The 20926-nt window shown below is 58.9% G+C and carries 17 protein-coding genes; 1 reads left to right on the top strand and 16 read right to left on the bottom strand.

Annotated features, from left to right (window positions below; translation table 11 throughout):
- Positions 1 to 8 precede the first annotated feature (8 nt).
- Positions 9 to 1121, bottom strand: a complete 1113-nt coding sequence (locus E0F99_RS10700) for an S-(hydroxymethyl)glutathione dehydrogenase/class III alcohol dehydrogenase (RefSeq protein ID WP_083359797.1) — start codon at positions 1119 to 1121, stop codon at positions 9 to 11.
- Positions 1122 to 1230: 109 nt separating this feature from the next.
- Here E0F99_RS10700 and E0F99_RS10695 point away from each other — a divergent pair, with 109 nt between their 5' ends.
- A complete protein-coding gene (locus E0F99_RS10695) occupies positions 1231 to 2127 on the top strand; it encodes a LysR substrate-binding domain-containing protein (protein ID WP_083359798.1) in 897 nt (298 codons plus the stop codon).
- 113 nt (positions 2128 to 2240) lie between these two features.
- On the opposite strand, the gene ispD is transcribed toward E0F99_RS10695, so the two are convergent.
- The 15 genes from ispD to bamA form a co-directional block, all read right to left on the bottom strand.
- Positions 2241 to 2948 (bottom strand): 2-C-methyl-D-erythritol 4-phosphate cytidylyltransferase, encoded by a 708-nt coding sequence (gene ispD, locus E0F99_RS10690; protein ID WP_083359799.1) that lies wholly within the window; start codon positions 2946 to 2948, stop codon positions 2241 to 2243.
- On the bottom strand, positions 2945 to 3223 hold the full coding sequence (ftsB, locus tag E0F99_RS10685) for a cell division protein FtsB (RefSeq protein ID WP_058412406.1): 279 nt from the start codon (positions 3221 to 3223) through the stop codon (positions 2945 to 2947). Before ftsB ends, ispD begins: the two co-directional genes overlap by 4 nt.
- Before the next feature lie 184 nt (positions 3224 to 3407).
- Positions 3408 to 4697, bottom strand: coding sequence for a phosphopyruvate hydratase (gene eno / locus E0F99_RS10680; protein WP_083359800.1), 1290 nt, complete (start codon positions 4695 to 4697; stop codon positions 3408 to 3410).
- 156 nt (positions 4698 to 4853) lie between these two features.
- Positions 4854 to 5699: a 3-deoxy-8-phosphooctulonate synthase gene (kdsA, locus tag E0F99_RS10675; protein WP_010563535.1), complete on the bottom strand. Its 846-nt coding sequence runs from the start codon at positions 5697 to 5699 to the stop codon at positions 4854 to 4856.
- Between the two features lie 5 nt (positions 5700 to 5704).
- The gene (locus tag E0F99_RS10670) at positions 5705 to 7336 is read right to left on the bottom strand and encodes a CTP synthase (protein ID WP_083359801.1); all 1632 of its coding nucleotides are present in this window, start codon (positions 7334 to 7336) and stop codon (positions 5705 to 5707) included.
- A gap of 273 nt (positions 7337 to 7609) precedes the next feature.
- Positions 7610 to 8929, bottom strand: a complete 1320-nt coding sequence (gene tilS, locus E0F99_RS10665) for a tRNA lysidine(34) synthetase TilS (protein WP_083359802.1) — start codon at positions 8927 to 8929, stop codon at positions 7610 to 7612.
- 164 nt (positions 8930 to 9093) lie between these two features.
- On the bottom strand, positions 9094 to 10041 hold the full coding sequence (locus E0F99_RS10660) for an acetyl-CoA carboxylase carboxyltransferase subunit alpha (RefSeq protein ID WP_064451162.1): 948 nt from the start codon (positions 10039 to 10041) through the stop codon (positions 9094 to 9096).
- Positions 10042 to 10170: 129 nt separating this feature from the next.
- Complete coding sequence (gene dnaE / locus E0F99_RS10655; RefSeq protein WP_083359803.1) at positions 10171 to 13692, bottom strand: DNA polymerase III subunit alpha; 3522 nt, start codon at positions 13690 to 13692, stop codon at positions 10171 to 10173.
- 75 nt (positions 13693 to 13767) lie between these two features.
- Entirely contained in the window at positions 13768 to 14400 is a 633-nt protein-coding gene (rnhB, locus tag E0F99_RS10650; RefSeq protein WP_083359804.1) for a ribonuclease HII, read from the bottom strand.
- Positions 14397 to 15536: a lipid-A-disaccharide synthase gene (lpxB, locus tag E0F99_RS10645; RefSeq protein ID WP_083359805.1), complete on the bottom strand. Its 1140-nt coding sequence runs from the start codon at positions 15534 to 15536 to the stop codon at positions 14397 to 14399. The genes rnhB and lpxB overlap by 4 nt, the downstream gene beginning before the upstream one ends.
- Before the next feature lie 2 nt (positions 15537 to 15538).
- Complete coding sequence (gene lpxA, locus E0F99_RS10640; RefSeq protein ID WP_083359806.1) at positions 15539 to 16315, bottom strand: acyl-ACP--UDP-N-acetylglucosamine O-acyltransferase; 777 nt, start codon at positions 16313 to 16315, stop codon at positions 15539 to 15541.
- Entirely contained in the window at positions 16312 to 16752 is a 441-nt protein-coding gene (fabZ, locus tag E0F99_RS10635; RefSeq protein WP_003172281.1) for a 3-hydroxyacyl-ACP dehydratase FabZ, read from the bottom strand. Before fabZ ends, lpxA begins: the two co-directional genes overlap by 4 nt.
- 111 nt (positions 16753 to 16863) lie before the next feature.
- Positions 16864 to 17919, bottom strand: a complete 1056-nt coding sequence (gene lpxD / locus E0F99_RS10630; protein WP_083359807.1) for a UDP-3-O-(3-hydroxymyristoyl)glucosamine N-acyltransferase — start codon at positions 17917 to 17919, stop codon at positions 16864 to 16866.
- Positions 17920 to 17922: 3 nt separating this feature from the next.
- Positions 17923 to 18426, bottom strand: a complete 504-nt coding sequence (locus E0F99_RS10625; RefSeq protein ID WP_003189173.1) for an OmpH/Skp family outer membrane protein — start codon at positions 18424 to 18426, stop codon at positions 17923 to 17925.
- Between the two features lie 45 nt (positions 18427 to 18471).
- Positions 18472 to 20859, bottom strand: coding sequence for an outer membrane protein assembly factor BamA (gene bamA / locus E0F99_RS10620; protein ID WP_083359808.1), 2388 nt, complete (start codon positions 20857 to 20859; stop codon positions 18472 to 18474).
- Positions 20860 to 20926 lie beyond the last annotated feature (67 nt).

Below are 20926 nucleotides of genomic sequence, written 5' to 3'. Positions count from 1 at the left end.
GGCCGACCTCAGAAATGGATGACGGTACGAATGCTCTTGCCTTCATGCATCAGGTCAAACGCTTTGTTGATGTCTTCCAGGCCCATGGTGTGGGTGATGAAGGTGTCCAGCGGGATCTCGCCGGTCTGGGCCATTTCCACGTAGCTTGGCAATTCGGTACGACCGCGCACGCCGCCGAACGCCGAACCGCGCCAGACGCGCCCGGTCACCAATTGGAATGGACGAGTGGCGATTTCCTGGCCGGCACCGGCAACGCCGATGATCACCGATTCGCCCCAACCTTTATGGCAGCACTCGAGGGCCGCGCGCATCAGTTGCACATTGCCGATGCACTCGAAGGAAAAGTCCACGCCGCCGTCGGTCAGGTCGACGATTACGTCCTGGATTGGGCGATCGTAGTCTTTCGGATTGAGGCAATCGGTGGCGCCCAGTTGCTTGGCGATTTCAAACTTTGCCGGGTTGATGTCGATGGCAATGATGCGACCCGCCTTGGCTTTCACCGCGCCGATCACGGCCGACAGGCCAATGCCGCCGAGGCCAAAGATCGCCACGGTGTCGCCCGGCTTAACCTTGGCCGTGTTAATCACCGCACCGATGCCGGTGGTGACGCCGCAACCCAGCAGGCAGACTTTTTCCAGTGGCGCTTCTTTAGGGATTTTGGCCACGGAGATTTCCGGCAGCACGGTGTACTCGGAGAACGTCGACGTACCCATGTAGTGGAAAATCGGCTGGCCTTTGTAGGAGAAACGCGTGGTGCCATCGGGCATCAGGCCTTTGCCCTGGGTGGAACGAATGGCCTGGCACAGGTTGGTCTTGCCCGACAGGCAGAATTTGCACTTGCCGCATTCCGGGGTGTACAGCGGGATCACGTGGTCGCCGACGGCCACCGAGGTCACGCCCTCGCCGATCGCTTCAACCACCGCGCCGCCTTCATGGCCGAGGATCGACGGGAAGATGCCTTCCGGGTCAGCACCCGACAAAGTGTAGGCGTCGGTATGGCACACACCGGATGCGACTACGCGCAACAGCACCTCGCCAGCCTTGGGCATGGCGACATCCACTTCAACGATCTCAAGGGGCTTTTTCGCTTCAAAGGCTACGGCGGCGCGAGACTTGATCATCCGGGATTCTCCAGGCAATTAAAAACTGAGGCGGTGAGTGTAAAACATGGCCCAGTGATTAATAATCCGGGCGAAAGCAAAACTTTATTGCTGTACAGGGATAATCGACATGCTGGAGAACCGCTGGGAAGGCATCGATGAGTTTGTTGCGGTGGCCGAATGCAGCCAATTCACAGCGGCAGCTGAGCGCCTGGGCGTGTCGTCTTCGCACATTAGCCGCCAGGTTGCACGCCTGGAGGAGCGACTACAGACGCGCTTGCTGTATCGCAGCACCCGCAAGGTGACCCTGACCGAGGCCGGCCAGACTTTCCTGCAACACTGCCAGCGTTTACAGGACGGTCGCGAAGAAGCCTTGCGCGCAGTGGGTGACCTCACCAGCGAACCCAAGGGCATGCTGCGCATGACCTGCGCGGTGGCGTACGGCGAGCGCTTCATCGTGCCGCTGGTCACACGGTTCATGGGCCTCTACCCGCAATTACGCGTGGATATTGAATTGAGCAATCGCCAGTTGGACTTGGTGCATGAAGGCCTCGACTTGGCGATCCGCCTGGGTCGCCTGCAAGATTCGCGCATGGTCGCCAGCCGCCTGGCCCCACGACGCATGTACCTGTGCGCGTCGCCGTCCTACTTGGCTCGTTACGGTCGGCCACATAGTTTGTCGGAATTAAGTCGGCATAACTGCCTGATTGGCAGCTCGGACATTTGGCAACTGGCGCAGGATGGGCGGGAATTTTCCCAACGGGTGCAAGGCAACTGGCGCTGCAACAGCGGGCAAGCGGTACTGGATGCCGCCCTGCAAGGCGTAGGGTTATGCCAATTGCCGGACTATTACGTGCTGGCGCATCTGCACAGTGGCGCACTGGTGTCGTTACTTGAAGCGCATCAGCCGCCGAACACCGCGGTGTGGGCGCTGTATCCGCAGCAACGGCATTTGTCGCCGAAGGTTCGCAAGCTGGTGGATTACTTGAAGACTGGCCTGGCTGAGCGGCCGGAGTATGGCGGGTAGTTATTCAGTGCCTGCACTGACCTCTTCGCGAGCAAGCCCGATCCCACAGGTTGGAATGCATTCCAAATGCAGGAGCGGGCTTGCTCGCGAAGGAGTGGACACGGTTTAACTGGCTACCTGCGGTTCACCCACCGCAGCCGGAGCCATTCCAGATCTTCCGGGCGGGTAACCTTGATATTGTCCGCACGCCCTTCGATCAGGCGCGGCGCCTGGCCCGACCATTCCATGGCCGAGGCTTCGTCGGTGATCACTGCGTCTGCCACCAGGCTGTCGGCCAGGGCGCGATGCAAGGCACCCAGGCGGAACATCTGCGGTGTATACGCCTGCCAGATGAGGCTGCGATCGACGGTTTCCACCACACGGCCGCGCTTGTCGATACGCTTGAGGGTGTCGCGCGCCGGCACAGCGAGCAAGCCGCCGACCGGATCATCGGCGAGTTCCGCCAACAACTTGTCGAGGTCATCACGGCTCAAGTTAGGGCGCGCAGCGTCGTGCACCAGCACCCAGTCGTCATCACTGGCGCCAAGCGCATTGAGCTGCAGCAACGCATTGAGCACTGAACCCGAGCGTTCGTCGCCGCCGTCCGCACGCACAATGCGAGAGTCGTTGGCACACGACAGGCTTGGCCAATAGGGATCATCTACAGCAAGACTGACCACCAGCCCCTTGAGGCTTGGATGGTCGAGAAAACAGTCGAGGCTGTGTTCAAGAATAGTGCGCCCGCCCAGTTGCAAATATTGTTTGGGACGGTCCGCGGCCATACGGGCACCGACGCCCGCGGCAGGAATCACGGCCCAGAAGGCCGGTAACGAAAGGTTCATTGGGCCAACTGGTAGAGGGTTTCGCCCTCCTTGACCATGCCCAACTCATGACGAGCCCGCTCTTCAACGGTCTCGGTACCTTTTTTCAGCTCAAGCACTTCGGCATCAAGGACGCGATTGCGCTCCAGCAGGATTTCGTTTTCGGCGTGCTGATCGGCAATTTGCTGGGTCAGTTCTTTCACCTGCGCGAAGCTGCCATTACCGACCCATAGGCGGTACTGCAGGCCAGCCAGCAATAAGAGCAAGACGAGGAACAACCAATTGGGACTGCGCATCGAAATCCGGGTATCCAGTAAAAAAAGACAGCCATATAAAACTTTTGAAGCAACTGATAGCACGAAGCCTGGATGAACCAGGCTTGTGCTTGTTAGTCATGAGATTAGCGTCGAAATTCACGCTGTCGTGTTTTTTCCGACGTAATCCGCTGACTTTTTACCATGCTTTACCACCAAGGAGCGATCAGCCGCGAAACTCGCTGCGACCGTTGTACTTGGCTTTACCTGCCAGTTGCTCTTCGATACGCAGCAATTGGTTGTACTTGGAAACGCGGTCGGAACGGCACAGGGAACCGGTCTTGATCTGCCCAGCCGAAGTGCCCACGGCCAGGTCGGCAATGGTCGAATCTTCGGTTTCGCCGGAGCGGTGCGAGATCACGGCGGTGTAGCCCGCGGCCTTGGCCATCTGGATGGCTTCCAGGGTCTCGGTCAGGGTGCCGATCTGGTTGAATTTGATCAGGATCGAGTTGGCGATCTTCTTGTCGATGCCTTCTTTCAGGATCTTGGTATTGGTCACGAACAAGTCGTCGCCCACCAGTTGGATTTTCTCGCCGATCTTGTCGGTAAGGACTTTCCAGCCCGCCCAGTCGGACTCGTCCAGGCCGTCTTCGATCGAGATGATCGGGTAGCGCTCACTCAGGCCCTTGAGGTAGTCGGCAAAACCTTCGGAGGTGAACACATGGCCTTCGCCGGACAGGTTATATTTACCGTCCTCGTAGAACTCACTCGCGGCGCAGTCCAAGGCCAGGGTCACGTCGGTGCCCAGCGTGTAGCCGGCATTGGTCACGGCTTCGGAGATCACTTTCAGTGCATCTTCGTTGGACGCCAGGTTCGGTGCAAAACCACCTTCGTCGCCCACTGCAGTGCTCAGGCCACGGGCCTTCAACACCGCTTTGAGATGATGGAAAATCTCGGTACCCATGCGCAGGCCTTCTGAGAAGGTCTTGGCGCCAACCGGCTGCACCATGAATTCCTGGATGTCGACGTTGTTATCAGCGTGCTCGCCACCGTTGATGATGTTCATCATCGGCACCGGCATCGAGTAAACACCCGGGGTGCCGTTCAGGTTGGCAATGTGTGCGTACAGCGGCAGGTCCTGATCCTGTGCGGCAGCCTTGGCAGCAGCCAGGGACACGGCGAGGATGGCGTTGGCGCCCAGGCTGCCTTTGTTTTCGGTGCCGTCGAGCTTGATCATCGCATGGTCCAGAGCTTTCTGGTCCAGCGGGTCCTTGCCCAGCAACAGGTCACGGATCGGGCCGTTGATGTTGGCTACAGCCTTGAGTACACCTTTGCCCAGGTAACGGCTCTTGTCGCCATCACGCAGTTCCAGCGCTTCGCGCGAACCGGTAGAAGCACCGGACGGCGCGCAGGCGCTGCCGATGATGCCGTTATCGAGAAGCACGTCGGCTTCGACGGTGGGGTTGCCACGGGAGTCGAGAACTTCACGACCTTTGATGTCGACGATTTTTGCCATTGTTGTAAACACTCCAAAGTTGACGAAAACGACGCAGCTGAAGGAAATCTTTTGACCGACCGCAAGGGTGGAACAACGGGGCAGGCTTGCAGGCGACAAGGCTCAGGCCCGCAGGCCTGAGCGTAAAGCGGGGAAAGTCTACCGGAGAAATGGCGCTTACGCGGTCTCTACTGTCGGAAAACTCTTGACCAGTTCGTCCAACTGCTTGAGCTGGGCCAAAAACGGCTCCAGCTTGTCCAGGCGCAGGGCGCATGGGCCGTCGCATTTGGCATTGTCCGGGTCCGGGTGAGCTTCCAGGAACAGGCCCGCCAGCGACTGGCTGATGCCCGCCTTGGCCAGGTCCAACACCTGGGCACGCCGCCCGCCGGCGGAATCGGCACGACCACCGGGCATTTGCAGCGCGTGGGTCACGTCGAAAAACACCGGGTATTCGAACTGTTTCATGATGCCAAAACCAAGCATGTCCACCACGAGGTTGTTGTAGCCGAAGCTCGAACCACGCTCGCAGAGGATCAACTGGTCATTACCCGCTTCCACGCATTTGTTCAGGATGTGTTTCATTTCCTGGGGCGCGAGGAACTGGGCTTTCTTGATATTGATCACAGCGCCGGTCTTGGCCATGGCGACCACGAGGTCGGTCTGGCGCGACAGGAAGGCCGGCAACTGGATGATGTCACACACCTCGGCGACCACGGCGGCCTGTTCAGGCTCGTGGACGTCGGTGATGATCGGCACGCCGAAAGCTTGCTTGATGTCCTGGAAGATCCGCATGCCTTCTTCAAGGCCCGGGCCGCGATAGGAGGTCACGGACGAACGGTTGGCCTTGTCGAAGCTGGCCTTGAACACGTAAGGGATACCGAGTTTCTGGGTAACCTTCACGTACTCTTCACAGACCTGCATCGCCATGTCGCGGCTTTCCAGCACGTTCATGCCGCCGAACAGCACCATGGGCTTGTCGTTGGCAATCTCGATGTCGCCTACGCGAATGATCTTCTGGGCCATCAGGTTTACGCCTTCTTCTGATGTTGCGTCAGTGCAGCTTTAACGAAACCGCTGAACAACGGGTGACCGTCGCGCGGCGTCGAGGTGAACTCAGGGTGGAACTGGCACGCCACGAACCACGGATGATCCGGCGCCTCGACCACTTCAACCAGCTTGCCATCACCGGATCGACCAGAGACTTTCAGGCCGGCTTCTTTGATTTGCGGCAGCAGGTTGTTGTTCACTTCGTAACGGTGACGGTGACGTTCGACGATCACGTCCTTGCCGTAGCAATCGTGAACCAGCGAGCCCGGCTCCAGCAGGCAGTCTTGCGCGCCAAGGCGCATGGTGCCGCCCAGGTCGGAGCTTTCGGTACGGGTTTCAACGGCGCCAGTAGCGTCTTCCCACTCGGTGATCAGGCCCACGACCGGATGGCCGCTGGTGTGATCGAACTCAGTGGAGTTGGCGTCTTTCCAGCCCAGTACGTTACGGGCGAACTCGATAACGGCCACTTGCATGCCCAGGCAGATACCCAGGTACGGCACTTTGTTTTCACGGGCGTACTGCACGGCGGTGATCTTGCCTTCCACACCACGCAGGCCGAAACCGCCGGGTACGAGGATCGCGTCAACACCTTCGAGCAGCGCGGTACCCTGGTTTTCGATGTCTTCGGAGTCGATATAGCGCAGGTTGACCTTGGTGCGGTTGCTGATACCGGCGTGGCTCATCGCTTCGATCAGCGACTTATACGCATCCAGCAGTTCCATGTACTTGCCGACCATGGCGATGGTGACTTCATGCTCAGGGTTGAGCTTGGCGTCGACCACGGCTTCCCACTCGGACAGGTCCGCGCCGTTGCACTGCAGGCCGAAACGCTCGACCACAAAATCATCCAGGCCTTGCGAGTGCAGGATGCCCGGGATTTTGTAGATGGTGTCGGCATCTTCCAGGGCAATCACCGCACGCTCTTCAACGTTGGTGAACTGCGCAATCTTGCGACGTGAGGAAATGTCGATCGGGTGATCGGAGCGGCACACCAGGACGTCCGGCTGCAGGCCGATGGAACGCAGTTCCTTGACCGAGTGCTGGGTAGGCTTGGTTTTGGTTTCGCCAGCGGTGGCGATGTACGGCACCAGTGTCAGGTGCATCAGCATCGCGCGCTTGGCACCGACTTCGAAACGCAACTGGCGGATGGCTTCGAGGAACGGTTGGGATTCGATGTCACCCACGGTGCCACCGATCTCGACCATCGCCACGTCGGCATCGCCTGCACCCTTGATGATGCGGCGCTTGATTTCGTCGGTGATGTGCGGGATCACCTGGATGGTTGCACCCAGGTAGTCACCACGGCGCTCTTTGCGCAGCACGTGCTCGTAGACACGGCCAGTGGTGAAGTTGTTGTTCTGGGTCATGGTCGTGCGGATGAACCGCTCGTAGTGGCCCAGGTCCAGGTCAGTTTCGGCGCCGTCGTGTGTGACGAACACTTCACCGTGCTGGAACGGGCTCATGGTGCCCGGGTCAACGTTGATGTACGGGTCCAGCTTGAGCATGGTGACCTTAAGTCCCCGCGCCTCCAGGATGGCCGCCAATGAAGCGGAGGCAATGCCTTTCCCCAATGAAGAAACAACACCGCCCGTGACGAATATGTAGCGCGTCATGAAAAACCCTAGAAGTCTGCGTTAAAGCGGTCCGAGCCGCCGGGGAAAGCGAAGGAAGGCCGAAGCCCCCGATCACCTGCATTAATCACAGTGCACCTTTCAAAAAAACCGCCGCGTTGTGACAGACCAGCAATGAAACACCGGTACGTTGATCGCTACACATTTTTTGGAATCGCCCAGCAAAGACTGCTTGGTAATCGGCAACTGCTGCGATTCAGTCGAATCCACAGAAGTTGTATCAAGAAGGGAGCGTAGTCTACCGGAAAGGCTCTATCAGCTCAAACCTTGATCGCACGTCTGTGGCATCCAATGTAATTGCCAGTCGCCCGGCGACATGGCCCATAGCCCTGCAAGGGTTGGGACAGCCAGCAATTGCTCACCCTGATAGAGCAGCGGCAATCTGCCACGCACGAAGCCTGGCAACCCACATTCGTTAAGCAGACGCTTCAAGTCACGCCGGCCCCGACCTGGCACTTCAATGATTTCGCCGCCCTGGCGGTAACGGACCGCCAACGGGCCCTCGGGGGCCTTGCCGATAAATTTCAGCTGGCCATTGCCGGGTAACTCTAGTGGGTTTTGCGGGCAGGGCCAGCTCACCGATGCGTCGGAAAATTCCGACCAAGTGGTGGGCAACCACCAAAGGCGTTCGCCGCAACGATGCAACTGACCGTCGGCCAGGCGCCACAGCGGCTGTGCGTCGCCCTTGGCGTCACGCAGGGAATACCAGCCGGCCCAGTGGTCGCTGTCGGGTAAACGGGTCAGCGGTGTCAGCCAGTGGCGCAGGACGTTGCGTTGACGGGCGTCGGAAAGTTCGCGCAATGGCGCAAGCACCAGCGACGGCAAAGCCAGCCAGGGAAACGGCGAAGGTTGATCGGCGGTTTGCAGGTCCATGCGCGCCAACTCGTCGAGCAGGCCTTGGGCTTCGCTCAGATGCTCAGCAGTGCGAGCCAGGCTGGAAACTGCTTGGGGCCAACGCTGCGTCAGCACGGGGAAAACACGGTGACGCAGGTAATTACGCGAGAAGCGTGGATCAGCATTGGAGGGATCTTCGATCCAGGCCAACTGATGCTCACGGGCGTAGGCTTCCAATTCAGCACGCGAGGCTTTCAGCAGCGGCCGCACCAAGTGGCCACCCGCCAAAGGGCGATGTGCGGGCATTGCCGCCAACCCGCGCACGCCGGCCCCACGCAGCAGGCGAAACAACAAGGTTTCAGCCTGATCGTCGCGATGCTGCCCGGTGAACAACACCTCCCCTGCCCCGATGACTTCGGTAAACGCCTGATAACGCGCGTCACGCGCCGCACGCTCAAGGCTGGCGCCCGATTGCACTTGCACGCGCATCACCCGCAAAGGCATGCCAAGGCTGTCGCATACCGCCTGGCAATGACCGGGCCAGGCGTCGGCGGCAGCTTGCAGGCCATGGTGGACATGGATTGCGCTGAGCGGTGGAAGGGTGTCGGTGTTTGCCAGGGTGGCCAGGAGGTGCAGCAGAACGGTGGAGTCCAGACCACCCGAGAATGCGACATGCCAGGCCGGGGCGTTGCGCCAGGGAGCCAGGGCTTGCAGAAGTTTGGCAGATAGGACCGATGTCATCGAAGCACCCCGAGCATGATCGTTCCCACGCTCTGCGTGGGAATGCATCGCGTGACGCTCCGCGTCACCTATGCGCAGGACTCAAGCCTTGCACCGCCCTCGGGACGCGGAGCGCCCCAGCCGGCGTTCCCACGCAGAGCGTGGGAACGATCGTAGCGTCGACTTTAGAGACCGTAGCTCATCAGGCGCTCGTAACGACGGGCCAGCAGCGCCTCGTTATCGAACTTCTTGAGCATCGCCAGTTGCGAGCCCAGCTCAGCGCGGATCGTCGCGGCCGCGGCGGCCGGGTCGCGGTGGGCGCCACCCAATGGCTCGGCGATGACTTTATCAACGATACCCAAGCCCTTGAGGCGATCAGCCGTGATGCCCATGGCTTCAGCAGCATCCGGCGCTTTTTCGGCGGTTTTCCACAGGATCGAGGCGCAACCTTCCGGCGAGATCACCGCGTAGGTCGAATATTGCAGCATGTTCAGTTGGTCGCAGACGCCAATGGCCAGTGCACCGCCAGAACCACCTTCACCAATTACAGTGGCGATGATAGGGGTTTTCAGGCGCGCCATCACCCGCAGGTTCCAGGCGATGGCTTCGCTCTGGTTGCGCTCTTCAGCGTCAATACCAGGGTACGCACCCGGGGTGTCGATGAAGGTCAGGATCGGCATCTTGAAGCGCTCGGCCATCTCCATCAGGCGGCACGCCTTACGGTAGCCTTCAGGGCGCGGCATGCCGAAGTTGCGGCGGACTTTCTCGCGTACTTCACGGCCCTTCTGGTGACCAATCACCATCACCGGCTGGTCGTCCAGGCGAGCGATACCGCCCACGATGGCTGCGTCGTCGGAGAAATGGCGGTCGCCGTGCAGTTCGTCAAACTCGGTGAAGATGTGCTGAATGTAGTCCAGCGTGTACGGACGGCGCGGGTGGCGAGCCAGACGCGCGATCTGCCAGCTGGTCAGCTTGCCGAAGATGTCTTCGGTGAGCGTGCTGCTCTTGTCTTGCAGGCGAGCGATCTCATCGCCGATATTCAGCGAATTGTCATTGCCGACCAGGCGCAATTCTTCAATCTTGGCTTGCAGGTCAGCGATCGGCTGTTCGAAATCAAGAAAATTCGGGTTCATAAGCGTCCGTCTTGGGTCGACGGCCAAGGAGTGCCTGGCCAGCCGGTTGTCTATTCGCGCCCTACCTTAAGGGAGAGGCGCGTTTAGGTCGAGATTAAATGTTCAGTCGAGATCAGACATATCTGACCGTCAACGGTATTGGAGGAAGACGTTGTCTCGCCCGAACTGGTCACGCAAAGCTTGAATCAAGCCATCAGCGGGATCAATTCGCCACGTCTCACCAAACTGCAGCATTGCCTTGGCGTCGTTGCCGGTGTACTCCATGGTCACCGGGCACGCGCCACGGTGGCGCTTGAGCAGATCACCCAACCAGCGTAGCTGATCGCCCTTGAGGGCTTCAGTCTTGACCTTCAAACGCAGGCTTTCTGCGAGGTTGGTGCGTGCGTCTTCCATGCTCATCACCCGCTTGATCCGCAGGCGCAGGCCACCGGAGAAGTCGTCGTTGCTGACCTCCCCTTCCACCACCACCATCGCATCAGTCTGCAGCAACGACTGCGCGGAATGGAAGGCGTCGGCAAACAGCGACGCTTCGATCCGGCCCGAGCGGTCGTCGAGGGTGATAAAGCCCATCTTGTCGCCCTTCTTATTTTTCATCACCCGCAGGGCGATGATCATGCCGGCGACGGTTTGGGTGTCGCGTGCCGGTTTCAGGTCGATAATGCGCTGACGAGCGAAACGGCGGATTTCACCCTCGTATTCGTCAATCGGGTGACCCGTCAGGTACAGGCCCAAGGTGTCTTTCTCACCTTTGAGGCGCTCCTTGAGAGTCAGCTCCTTGGCCTTGCGGTGGTTGGCGTACACGTCCGCGTCTTCTTCGACGAACAGCCCGCCAAACAAGTCGGCATGACCACTGTCGTGGGTGCGGGCGGTCTGCTCGGCAGCCTTGATCGCTTCTTCCATGGCGCTCAGCAACACCGCACGGTTGCGGTCGATATTCGCCTGATAAGCCTTCGGCTCATCATGGAAATACGGCCCAAGACGGTCGAGTGCGCCACTACGGATCAAGCCATCAAGGGTGCGTTTGTTGATGCGCTTGAGGTCCACCCGCGCGCAGAAGTCGAACATATCCTTGAACGGCCCATGCTGGCGCGCTTCGGTGATCGCTTCTACCGGGCCTTCACCAACGCCCTTGATTGCGCCGAGGCCATAGATGATGCGGCCTTCGTCGTTCACCGTGAACTTGAACTCCGAGGCGTTCACGTCCGGCGCGTCGAGGCGCAACTTCATGGTGCGCACTTCCTCGATCAAGGTCACGACCTTGTCGGTGTTGTGCATATCCGCCGAGAGTACCGCGGCCATGAACGGCGCCGGGTAGTGGGCTTTCAGCCAGGCGGTCTGGTACGACACCAGGCCGTAAGCGGCGGAGTGAGATTTGTTGAAGCCATAACCGGCGAATTTTTCTACCAGGTCGAAGATGTTACCGGCCAGGTCCGCGTCGATATTGTTGGTGGCGCAACCTTCAATGAAACCGCCGCGCTGCTTGGCCATTTCCTCGGGCTTTTTCTTACCCATGGCGCGACGCAGCATGTCCGCGCCCCCAAGGGTGTAACCGGCCATCACCTGGGCGATCTGCATCACCTGTTCCTGATACAGGATGATGCCGTAGGTCGGCGCCAGCACTGGCTTGAGGCCTTCATACTGGTAGTCGGAGTGCGGGTACGCCAGCTCGGCGCGACCGTGCTTACGGTTGATGAAGTCATCCACCATGCCCGATTGCAGCGGGCCGGGACGAAACAGTGCCACCAGTGCGATCAAGTCTTCCAGGCAGTCGGGCTTGAGCTTTTTGATCAGCTCCTTCATGCCGCGCGACTCAAGCTGGAACACCGCCGTGGTTTCGGCTTTTTGCAGCAGTTGGTAGGTCGGTTTGTCGTCCAGCGGGATAAACGCGATATCCAGCGGCTCTTCGTCGACCTTGGCGCGCTCACGGTTGATGGTCTTGAGGGCCCAGTCGATGATCGTCAGGGTCCGCAGGCCGAGGAAGTCGAACTTCACCAGACCGGCAGCTTCCACGTCATCCTTGTCGAACTGGGTGACCAGGCCACCGCCCTCTTCATCGCAATAGATCGGCGAGAAGTCGGTGAGCTTGGTCGGTGCGATCACTACACCACCGGCGTGTTTACCGACGTTACGCACCACGCCTTCCAGCTTGCGCGCCATGTCCCAGATTTCGGCGGCTTCTTCATCGATCTTGATGAAGTCGCGCAGAATTTCTTCCTGCTCGTAGGCTTTTTCCAGGGTCATGCCGACTTCGAACGGGATCATCTTCGACAGACGATCCGCCAAGCCATAGGACTTGCCCTGCACCCGCGCCACGTCACGGATTACAGCCTTGGCCGCCATGGAGCCGAAGGTGATGATCTGGCTTACCGCGTTGCGGCCGTATTTTTCGGCCACGTATTCGATCACGCGGTCGCGACCATCCATGCAGAAGTCGACGTCGAAGTCGGGCATGGAAACCCGTTCAGGGTTCAGGAACCGTTCGAACAGCAGGTCATATTCCAGCGGGTCAAGGTCGGTAATCTTCTGCACATAGGCAACCAGCGAACCAGCACCCGACCCCCGGCCCGGGCCAACCGGCACGCCGTTGCTTTTAGCCCACTGGATAAAGTCCATTACGATCAGGAAGTAACCGGGGAACCCCATCTGGATAATGATATCCAGCTCGAAATTCAACCGATCAACGTAGACCTGGCGCTTGGCCTCGTAGTCTTCGGTAGTGTCCTTGGGCAGCAGAACGCTGAGGCGCTCTTCCAAGCCATCGAAGGACACTTTGCGGAAATATTCGTCGATGGTCATGCCATCGGGAATCGGGAAGTTGGGCAGGAAGTGCTTGCCCAGCTTCACTTCGATGTTGCAGCGCTTGGCGATTTCGACGGAGTTTTCCAGGGCTTCAGGCAGGTCGCTGAACAGCTCGGCCATCTCGTCGGCGCTTTTGAGGTACTGCTCTTCGCTGTAGTTCTTCGAACGGCGCGGGTCATCCAGAGCCCGGCCCTCACCGATGCACACGCGGGTTTCGTGGGCCTCGAAATCTTCTTTCTTGATAAAACGCACATCATTGGTCGCGACCAGCGGCGCGCCCAGCTTGTCAGCCAGGGCCACGGCGGCGTGCAGGTGCTCTTCATCATTGGGGCGGTTGGTACGCTGGACTTCCAGGTAGAAGCGGTTGGGAAAAACCTGCATCCACTCGCGTGCTAGCACCTCGGCTTCCTGCGGGTTGCCGCCGAGCAGCGCGATACCGATCTCACCTTCTTTGGCCGCCGAGAGCATGATCAGACCCTCGCTCGCTTCAGCCACCCACTCGCGCTCGATGATGATCGAGCCATTGCGCTGGCCGTCGATAAACCCCCGGGAAATCAGTTCGGTGAGGTTGCGATAACCCACGCCGTTCATCGCCAGCAGGCTGATGCGGCTCAGGGGGTTATCCGGGTCTTTGTTCGACAGCCACAGGTCGGCGCCGCAGATCGGCTTGATGCCGGCACCCATGGCATTCTTGTAGAACTTGACCAGGGAACACATGTTGTTCTGATCGGTCACCGCTACCGCAGGCATGTTCATGCCCACCAGGGTTTTGACCAGCGGTTTGATCCTTACCAGGCCGTCGACCAGAGAGTATTCAGTGTGCAGGCGCAGGTGAACGAATGAAGCCGGCATAGTGATCCTGTCTAATACGTGGAGACAACAAGGCCCGGATTGTACCGGGCCTTGAGTAAAACATCAGCCTCGCGACTAAACCTCGCTGAGGCTTTCACGCCGCTCGTAAGCCTGACGCACCGGCGCGAACGAGCGGCGGTGGATTGGCGTGGGGCCGAGGCGAGCCAAGGCTTCCAGATGAACGGGCGTCGGGTAGCCTTTATGGCCGCCAATGCCGTAGCCGGGGTAGATCAATTCAAACGCAGCCATTTCACGGTCACGGCTGACCTTGGCCAGGATTGAGGCTGCGGCAATGGCCGGAACCTTGCTATCACCCTTGACCACCGCCTCTGAGGGCATTGCCAGTTTCGGGCAACGGTTGCCGTCGATCATCGCCATTTTTGGCGTGATGTGCAGGCCCTCCACTGCGCGCTGCATGGCCAACATGGTGGCGTGAAGGATGTTCAGCTCATCGATCTCTTCGACTTCGGCCCGGGCGATGTGCCAGCTCAACGCTTTTTCGCAGATCTCGTCGTAGAGCTTTTCACGGCGCGCTTCGGTGAGTTTTTTCGAGTCATTGAGACCGAGGATCGGGCGATTTGGGTCGAGGATCACCGCCGCCGTCACCACCGCGCCACACAACGGGCCACGCCCCACTTCATCAACACCGGCGACCAGTGCGTCGGCGTGTGCGACCAGACTGAAATCCAGGCCCATTTGCGTGGTCATAAAGCGTCCTGTTTTTGCCCGATCAAGGTCAGTACGGCATCAGCCGCCTGGTTCGATGCATCACGCCGCAGGGTGCGGTGGATGTCGTCAAAACCACGGGTCTGCTCTTCGCCGCCGTCGATCAAGGGTAGTAGAGTTTGTGCCAAGGCTTCGGGCGTTGCATCGTCCTGCAACAACTCCGGTACCAGCAGGCGTTGGGCCAGCAGGTTAGGCAAGGAGATGTAAGGGCTCTTGACCATGCGCTTGAGAATCCAGAAGGTCAGCGGCGCCAGGCGATAAGCCACGACCATTGGACGCTTGTAGAGCAAGGCCTCCAGCGTGGCGGTGCCCGATGCGATCAGTACCGCATCACACGCTGCCAAGGCCAGGTGCGATTGACCGTCCAGCAAGGTCACCGGCAGGTTGCGCCCTTCAAGCAGCGCTTCAATTTGTGCACGGCGTTGCGGGCTGGCACACGGCAACACGAAACGTATGCCGGGCTTCAAAGCCTGCAAGCGCTCGGCGGCATCAAAAAACAGCGCGCCCAGACGACCCACTTCACCACCACGACTGCCCGGCATCAGCGCGACGAGAGCACCGTCGGCCAGGCCTAGCTCAGCACGGGCGGCGGCGCGGTCGGCCTGCAAGGGAACGGTGTCGGCCAGGGTGTGGCCGACAAATCGGACCGGCACGCCTTTGTCTTCGTAAAACCTGGCCTCGAACGGCAGCAACGTCAGCATCAAGTCGCAGCCTTCACGAATCTTCAGCACACGCTTCTGACGCCACGCCCATACCGATGGGCTGACATAGTGCACGGTCTTGATCCCGGCCTGACGCAACTTGAGCTCGATATTAAGGGTGAAGTCCGGCGCATCGATTCCGATAAAAACGTCGGGATTTTCTTCGATAAGGGTCTGAATCAGCAGCTTGCGGCGAGCCAGCAACTCACGCAGACGGCCCAGCACTTCGACCAAGCCCATGACCGACAAGCGCTCCATGGGAAAGTAGGAAACCAGGCCTTCGGCCTGCATGAGCGGGCCACCCACACCGATAAACTCCACTGCAGGATGCTGGGCCTTGAGCGCCCGCATCAGGCCTGCCCCCAGAATGTCGCCGGAAGCTTCTCCGGCCACCAGCGCGATACGCAGATTAGCCATGATCAGCGAGTGATGCCGCGAGTCGAGGCCTGGATCGAGTCACGGAAGGCCGCGACTTCCGGGAACAACACTGCCGGCTCGGCCAGTTCGGTCAGAGCCTGATCAACCGTCAGCCCTTGGCGATAGACCACCTTATACGCGCGGCGCAGGGCGTGAATCGCGTCTTCGCTGAAACCGCGACGGCGCATGCCTTCGAAGTTCATGCTGCGCGCTTGCGCAGGGTTACCGAATACGGTGACGAACGCCGGAACATCCTTGCCGATCGCAGTGCCCATGCCGGAGAAGCTGTGAGCGCCAATATGGCAATACTGGTGCACGAGGGTGAAACCGGACAGAATCGCCCAGTCGCCAACATGCACATGACCCGCGAGCGCGGTGTTGTTGACCAGGATGCAATGATTGCCGATCACGCTGTCATGACCAATATGCGCATAAGCCATGATCAGGTTGTGATCACCCAAGGTGGTCTCGGCACGATCCTGTACGGTGCCGCGGTGAATGGTCACGCCTTCTCGGATGATGTTGTGGTCACCGATTACCAAGCGCGTTTCTTCACCCTTGTACTTCATGTCCGGGGTATCTTCGCCTACCGAGGAAAACTGGTAGATTCGATTGTGCTTGCCAATACGGGTCGGACCTTTAAGGATCACGTGCGGCCCGATGACAGTCCCCTCGCCGATTTCAACACCTGCGCCGACGATCGACCAAGGGCCGACCTCAACGTCGGCGGCCAGAACGGCCGACGGATCGATGATTGCGCGAGGGTCAATCAAACTCATAGTTTGCGTTCCGCGCAGATGATCTCAGCGGAGCACACGGGCTTGCCGTCTACCGAGGCCTGGCATTCGAACTTCCAGATCTGGCGCTTGCAACTGATGAACTTGGCTTCCAGGATCAACTGGTCACCCGGTGTGACCGGGTTGCGGAAACGCAGCTTGTCGGAGCCCACGAAATAGTAAAGCGTGCCATCGGCAGGCTTGAGGTCAAGCATTTTAAAACCAAGGATACCGGCAGCCTGGGCCATCGCTTCGATGATCAACACGCCCGGCATGATTGGATGCGCAGGAAAGTGACCATTAAAGAATGGTTCGTTGATGCTGACATTCTTGTAGGCACGAATGCGCTTTTCCTCGACGTTGAGGTCCACTACACGGTCCACCAGCAGGAACGGGTAACGGTGAGGCAGGTATTCGCGAATCTCGTTGATGTCCATCATTTCGGGGGGAAGCCTGTAATAAAGATTGGGGGCAGGCGGACTAAACGCACGCCCCGCTAGCAAATCAAGGAGGCAGTCTAGCGGCTGTGCACACTTGATATGGAAATGGTATCAGCCTTCTGATGAAGCATTACCGCCAGGGGTCACGTCCCCAACACGCTTTTCCAGCTGTTTAAGGCGTCGAGCCATGTCGTCAAGCTGCCTCAAGCGCGCTGCACTCTTGCGCCATTCATCCGCAGGCTGCATGGCCGTACCGGATGAGTAGGCCCCAGGCTCGGTAATCGAGCGGGTCACCATGGTCATGCCAGTAATGAATACGTTGTCGCAAATATCAATATGGCCCACCAGCCCAACGCCACCGGCGAGCATGCAATGCTTGCCAATCTTGGTACTGCCGGAAATCCCCACACAGGCGGCCATGGCGGTGTGATCGCCAATCTGCACGTTATGGGCGATCTGGATCTGGTTGTCGAGCTTCACACCGTTACCGATTACGGTATCGGCCAAGGCCCCGCGATCCACAGCCGTGTTGACACCGATTTCCACATCATCGCCGATCAATACGCCGCCGACCTGGGCAATCTTGTGCCAAACGCCTTTGGAGTTGGCAAAGCCGAAACCTTCACCACCAATCACAGCACCCGACTGAATGACAACCCGCTCACCGATACGCACGTCGTGGTACAGGGTCACGCGGGGGGCCAGCCAGCCATCGGCTCCGATTTCACAGCGCGCACCGATAAAGCAATGCGCGCCCACAGTGACACCCGCGGCAATGCGCGCGCCGCTCTCGATCACGGCGAATGCGCCAATGCTGGCCGCAGGATCAACCTGAGCATCATCGGCGATAAGGGCAGACGGGTGAATTCCACCAGCAGCCTTGGGCTTCGGATCAAACAGGTGCGATGCCCGGGCATAGGCCAGGTAAGGATCGGCCACCACCAACGCATCCCCGATAAACCCCTCGGCATCGGCGGCCTTCAGCAATACAGCTGCGGCTTGGCTGTCGACCAGGTATTTACGGTATTGGGGATTTGCAAGGAAGCTCAACTGAGCTGGGCCAGCCTCCTGCAAGGTGGCTAGCCCAGTGATTTCTTTCTCCGGGGAGCCACGTAAGGTGGCCCCCAGGAACTCGGCCAACTCGCCGAGTTTGATAGTCGCGGTCATGGCTTACTTCAGCTGGTTCATGCGCTCGATCACCTGACGGGTGATGTCGTATTGAGGCTTGACGTCAATCACGGCGCCGCGTTCGAACACCAGGTCAAAGGCACCTTTCTTGATGACTTCTTCCACGGCGCTGTCGAGTTTCGGCTTGAGCTGCTTTAGCATTTCACGGTCAGCAACGGCTTTGGCCTCGTTCAGCTCCTTGGACTGGAACTGATAGTCACGAGCCTTTTGCTTGAATTCAAGCTCCAGACGCTCACGCTCGCCTTGCTGCATTTTGTCGCCACCCGCTACCAGGCGGTCCTGGATACCCTTGGCACTGCTTTCCAGGGTCTTGAGCTTGGTCAACTGCGGACCGAATTTCTTCTCGGCATCTACGGCGTAACGCTTGGCCGCGTCGGATTCCAGCAGAGCCATCTGATAGTTCAGGACGGCGATTTTCATTTCGGCGAAGGCCGGGGTCGTTACCAGCACGGTGGCCAGCAGAACCAATTGAGTCAACTTACGCACGATGTACTCCTACAGAATCCGTTGTCGTTATCTTGGGTCAGACGCTTAGAACGTCTGGCCGAGGGAGAATTGGAAAATCTGGGTCTCAGCGTTATCTGGTTTCTTGATCGGCATGGCCAGAGCAAAGCTCAGTGGGCCAAGCGCGGTCACCCATGTAACACCAACACCCACGGAGCTGGCCAAGTTAGTCAGGCTGACGTCGTTGCACTGAGTCTGGGACTTCACGCCGCTCGGGTTGGTGACCTGCTGACACTTGGAGTCGAACACGTTACCCACGTCCCAGAAGAGCGAGGTCCGCAACGAACGCTGGTCCTTGACGAACGGCAGTGGGAACAGAAGCTCCGCGCCACCCTGAATCAACACGTTACCACCGAACGCCAGAGCATCATTGTTGGAGTCAACGGTGGTGCCCTGGTTACCGGTTACAGCCTGACCACGGCTTGGGGTACCACGTGGGCCCAAGGTGCTGTCCTTGAAGCCACGTACCGAGTTGAAGCCACCCGCATAGTAGTTCTCGTAGAACGGCAGCCCATTGGTCGAACCATAACCGTCGCCATAACCCAGCTCAGTGTGCAGGCGCATGGTGTAGTTATCGCTCAGCGGCTGGAACAACTGGCCACGGTAGTCGAGCTTGAAGAACGACAGGTCGCTGCCCGGCGTAGTGGCTTCCGCAGTCACACTTTGCGAATGACCACGGGTCGCCAGAACACCTTTGTTCAGGGTCGATTCCGACCAACCGACCGAAGCCTTGAAGTTCAGGAACTGGTCACCTTCACGGCGCACGAAGTCGAAAATCTCGTCCGTGGTGTACACGCCGGTCTTGATTTTGTCCTGTTGCGCAGTAAAACCGAAGGTCAGGCGCGAAGTCTCGCTGATCGGGTAACCAACGTTGACACCAGCGCCGAGGCTGTCGATCGCATAGCTTGCAACGTCAACGTTAAGGTCTTTGTAGTCGGTGGTGCGGTAGAAGGCGTTGTAGCCAAGGCTCACACCGTCAGCAGTCCAGTAGGGGTCGACATAACCGAAGTTATAGCGGCTCTGGTATTCGCTTCGGGTCAGGCCGATGGAAACCTTGTTACCCGTACCGAGGAAGTTGTTCTGGGTGATCGAACCACCGAGGATCAGACCCGCACTCTGTGCGAAACCGACGCTGGCCGTGATCGAGCCCGACGCTTGTTCTTCAACGGCGTAGTTCACGTCAACTTGGTCATCCACACCCGGTACGGCCGGGGTTTCGACGTTGACTTCTTTAAAGAAGCCCAGACGTTCAAGACGGGTCTTGGACTGGTCAATCAGGTAAGTCGACGCCCAGCCACCTTCCATCTGACGCATCTCACGACGCAGCACTTCGTCCGCAGACTTGGTGTTGCCACGGAAGTTGATGCGGTTTACGTAGGCACGCTTGCCTGGGTCGACAACGAAGGTGATGTCCACAGTGTGGTCATCATCGTGCGGAGTCGGCACGCCGTTGACGTTGGCGAAGGTATAGCCTTCGTTACCCAGACGGCGGGTGATCAGCTCGGAAGTGGTGGTCATCAGCTTGCGCGAGAACACTTGGTTCTTCTGCACCAGCAACAGCGCCTTAATCTGGTCTTCAGGTACTTTCAGGTCGCCGCTGAGCTTCACGTCACGAACGGTGTACTTCTCACCTTCGTTGACGTTAACAGTGATATAGACGTGCTTCTTGTCCGGGGTGATGGACACCTGGGTCGAAGCGATATCCATGTTGATATAGCCACGGTCTAGGTAGTAGGAACGCAGGCGCTCCAAGTCACCAGAGAGCTTTTCACGGGCGTACTTGTCGTCGTTCTTGAAGAACGACAGCCAGTTGGTGGTCTTGAGCTCGAACAGGTCGATCAGGTCGTCATCAGCGAACTTGGTATTACCCACCACGTTGATGTGCTGGATCGCCGCCACGGTGCCTTCGTTGATGTTGACCTTAAGGCCAACACGGTTACGAGGCTGGGGGATCACTTCAGTTTCCACGGACGCTGAGTAGCGGCCCTGGGCAACGTACTGGCGTTGCAGTTCGTTACGCACACCCTCAAGGGTGGCGCGCTGGAAGATCTCGCCCTCGGCCAGGCCGGATTGCTTGAGGCCCTTCATCAAGTCTTCAGTGGAGATCGCTTTGTTGCCCTCGATCTCGATACTTGCGACGGACGGTCGCTCGACGACAGTGATGACCAGGACATTGCCCTCGCGACCCAGTTGGATATCTTGAAAGAACCCGGTTTTGAACAGCGCACGAGTGGATTCCACCAGGCGACGATCATCCGCCTGTTCCCCGACGTTCAACGGCAAGGCACCAAAGACACTACCTGCGGAAACCCGCTGGAGGCCGTTGACGCGAATATCGGAGATAGTGAAGGACTCGGCGTGAACTTCGGCGATCATCAATACGGTGAGAACCGCAGTTAGCAGCAGACGTTTCATGAAGTCCTTTCTTATTCCAACTGGCAATAAACAAACTGCCGCAAAATGCGGCAGATTCGCAATTCAG

The sequence above is a fragment of the Pseudomonas antarctica genome (genome assembly GCF_900624995.1).
Classification (GTDB): Bacteria; Pseudomonadota; Gammaproteobacteria; order Pseudomonadales; family Pseudomonadaceae; genus Aquipseudomonas; species Aquipseudomonas antarctica.
This window is presented reverse-complemented; position numbering and strand designations above follow the sequence as displayed.

Excerpts from the sequence above, each read along its gene's own strand:
- eno (WP_083359800.1), bottom strand. The coding sequence starts at position 4,697 with ATGGCAAAAATCGTCGACATCAAAGGTCGTGAAGTTCTCGACTCCCGT.
- kdsA (WP_010563535.1), bottom strand. The coding sequence starts at position 5,699 with ATGGCCCAGAAGATCATTCGCGTAGGCGACATCGAGATTGCCAACGAC.
- lpxD (WP_083359807.1), bottom strand. The coding sequence starts at position 17,919 with ATGACCGCGACTATCAAACTCGGCGAGTTGGCCGAGTTCCTGGGGGCC.
- rnhB (WP_083359804.1), bottom strand. The coding sequence starts at position 14,400 with ATGACCACGCAAATGGGCCTGGATTTCAGTCTGGTCGCACACGCCGAC.
- tilS (WP_083359802.1), bottom strand. The coding sequence starts at position 8,929 with ATGACATCGGTCCTATCTGCCAAACTTCTGCAAGCCCTGGCTCCCTGG.
- lpxB (WP_083359805.1), bottom strand. The coding sequence starts at position 15,536 with ATGGCTAATCTGCGTATCGCGCTGGTGGCCGGAGAAGCTTCCGGCGAC.
- E0F99_RS10700 (WP_083359797.1), bottom strand. The coding sequence starts at position 1,121 with ATGATCAAGTCTCGCGCCGCCGTAGCCTTTGAAGCGAAAAAGCCCCTT.
- dnaE (WP_083359803.1), bottom strand. The coding sequence starts at position 13,692 with ATGCCGGCTTCATTCGTTCACCTGCGCCTGCACACTGAATACTCTCTG.
- E0F99_RS10695 (WP_083359798.1), top strand. The coding sequence starts at position 1,231 with ATGCTGGAGAACCGCTGGGAAGGCATCGATGAGTTTGTTGCGGTGGCC.
- E0F99_RS10670 (WP_083359801.1), bottom strand. The coding sequence starts at position 7,336 with ATGACGCGCTACATATTCGTCACGGGCGGTGTTGTTTCTTCATTGGGG.
- E0F99_RS10660 (WP_064451162.1), bottom strand. The coding sequence starts at position 10,041 with ATGAACCCGAATTTTCTTGATTTCGAACAGCCGATCGCTGACCTGCAA.
- ftsB (WP_058412406.1), bottom strand. The coding sequence starts at position 3,223 with ATGCGCAGTCCCAATTGGTTGTTCCTCGTCTTGCTCTTATTGCTGGCT.
- ispD (WP_083359799.1), bottom strand. The coding sequence starts at position 2,948 with ATGAACCTTTCGTTACCGGCCTTCTGGGCCGTGATTCCTGCCGCGGGC.
- bamA (WP_083359808.1), bottom strand. The coding sequence starts at position 20,859 with ATGAAACGTCTGCTGCTAACTGCGGTTCTCACCGTATTGATGATCGCC.
- fabZ (WP_003172281.1), bottom strand. The coding sequence starts at position 16,752 with ATGATGGACATCAACGAGATTCGCGAATACCTGCCTCACCGTTACCCG.
- lpxA (WP_083359806.1), bottom strand. The coding sequence starts at position 16,315 with ATGAGTTTGATTGACCCTCGCGCAATCATCGATCCGTCGGCCGTTCTG.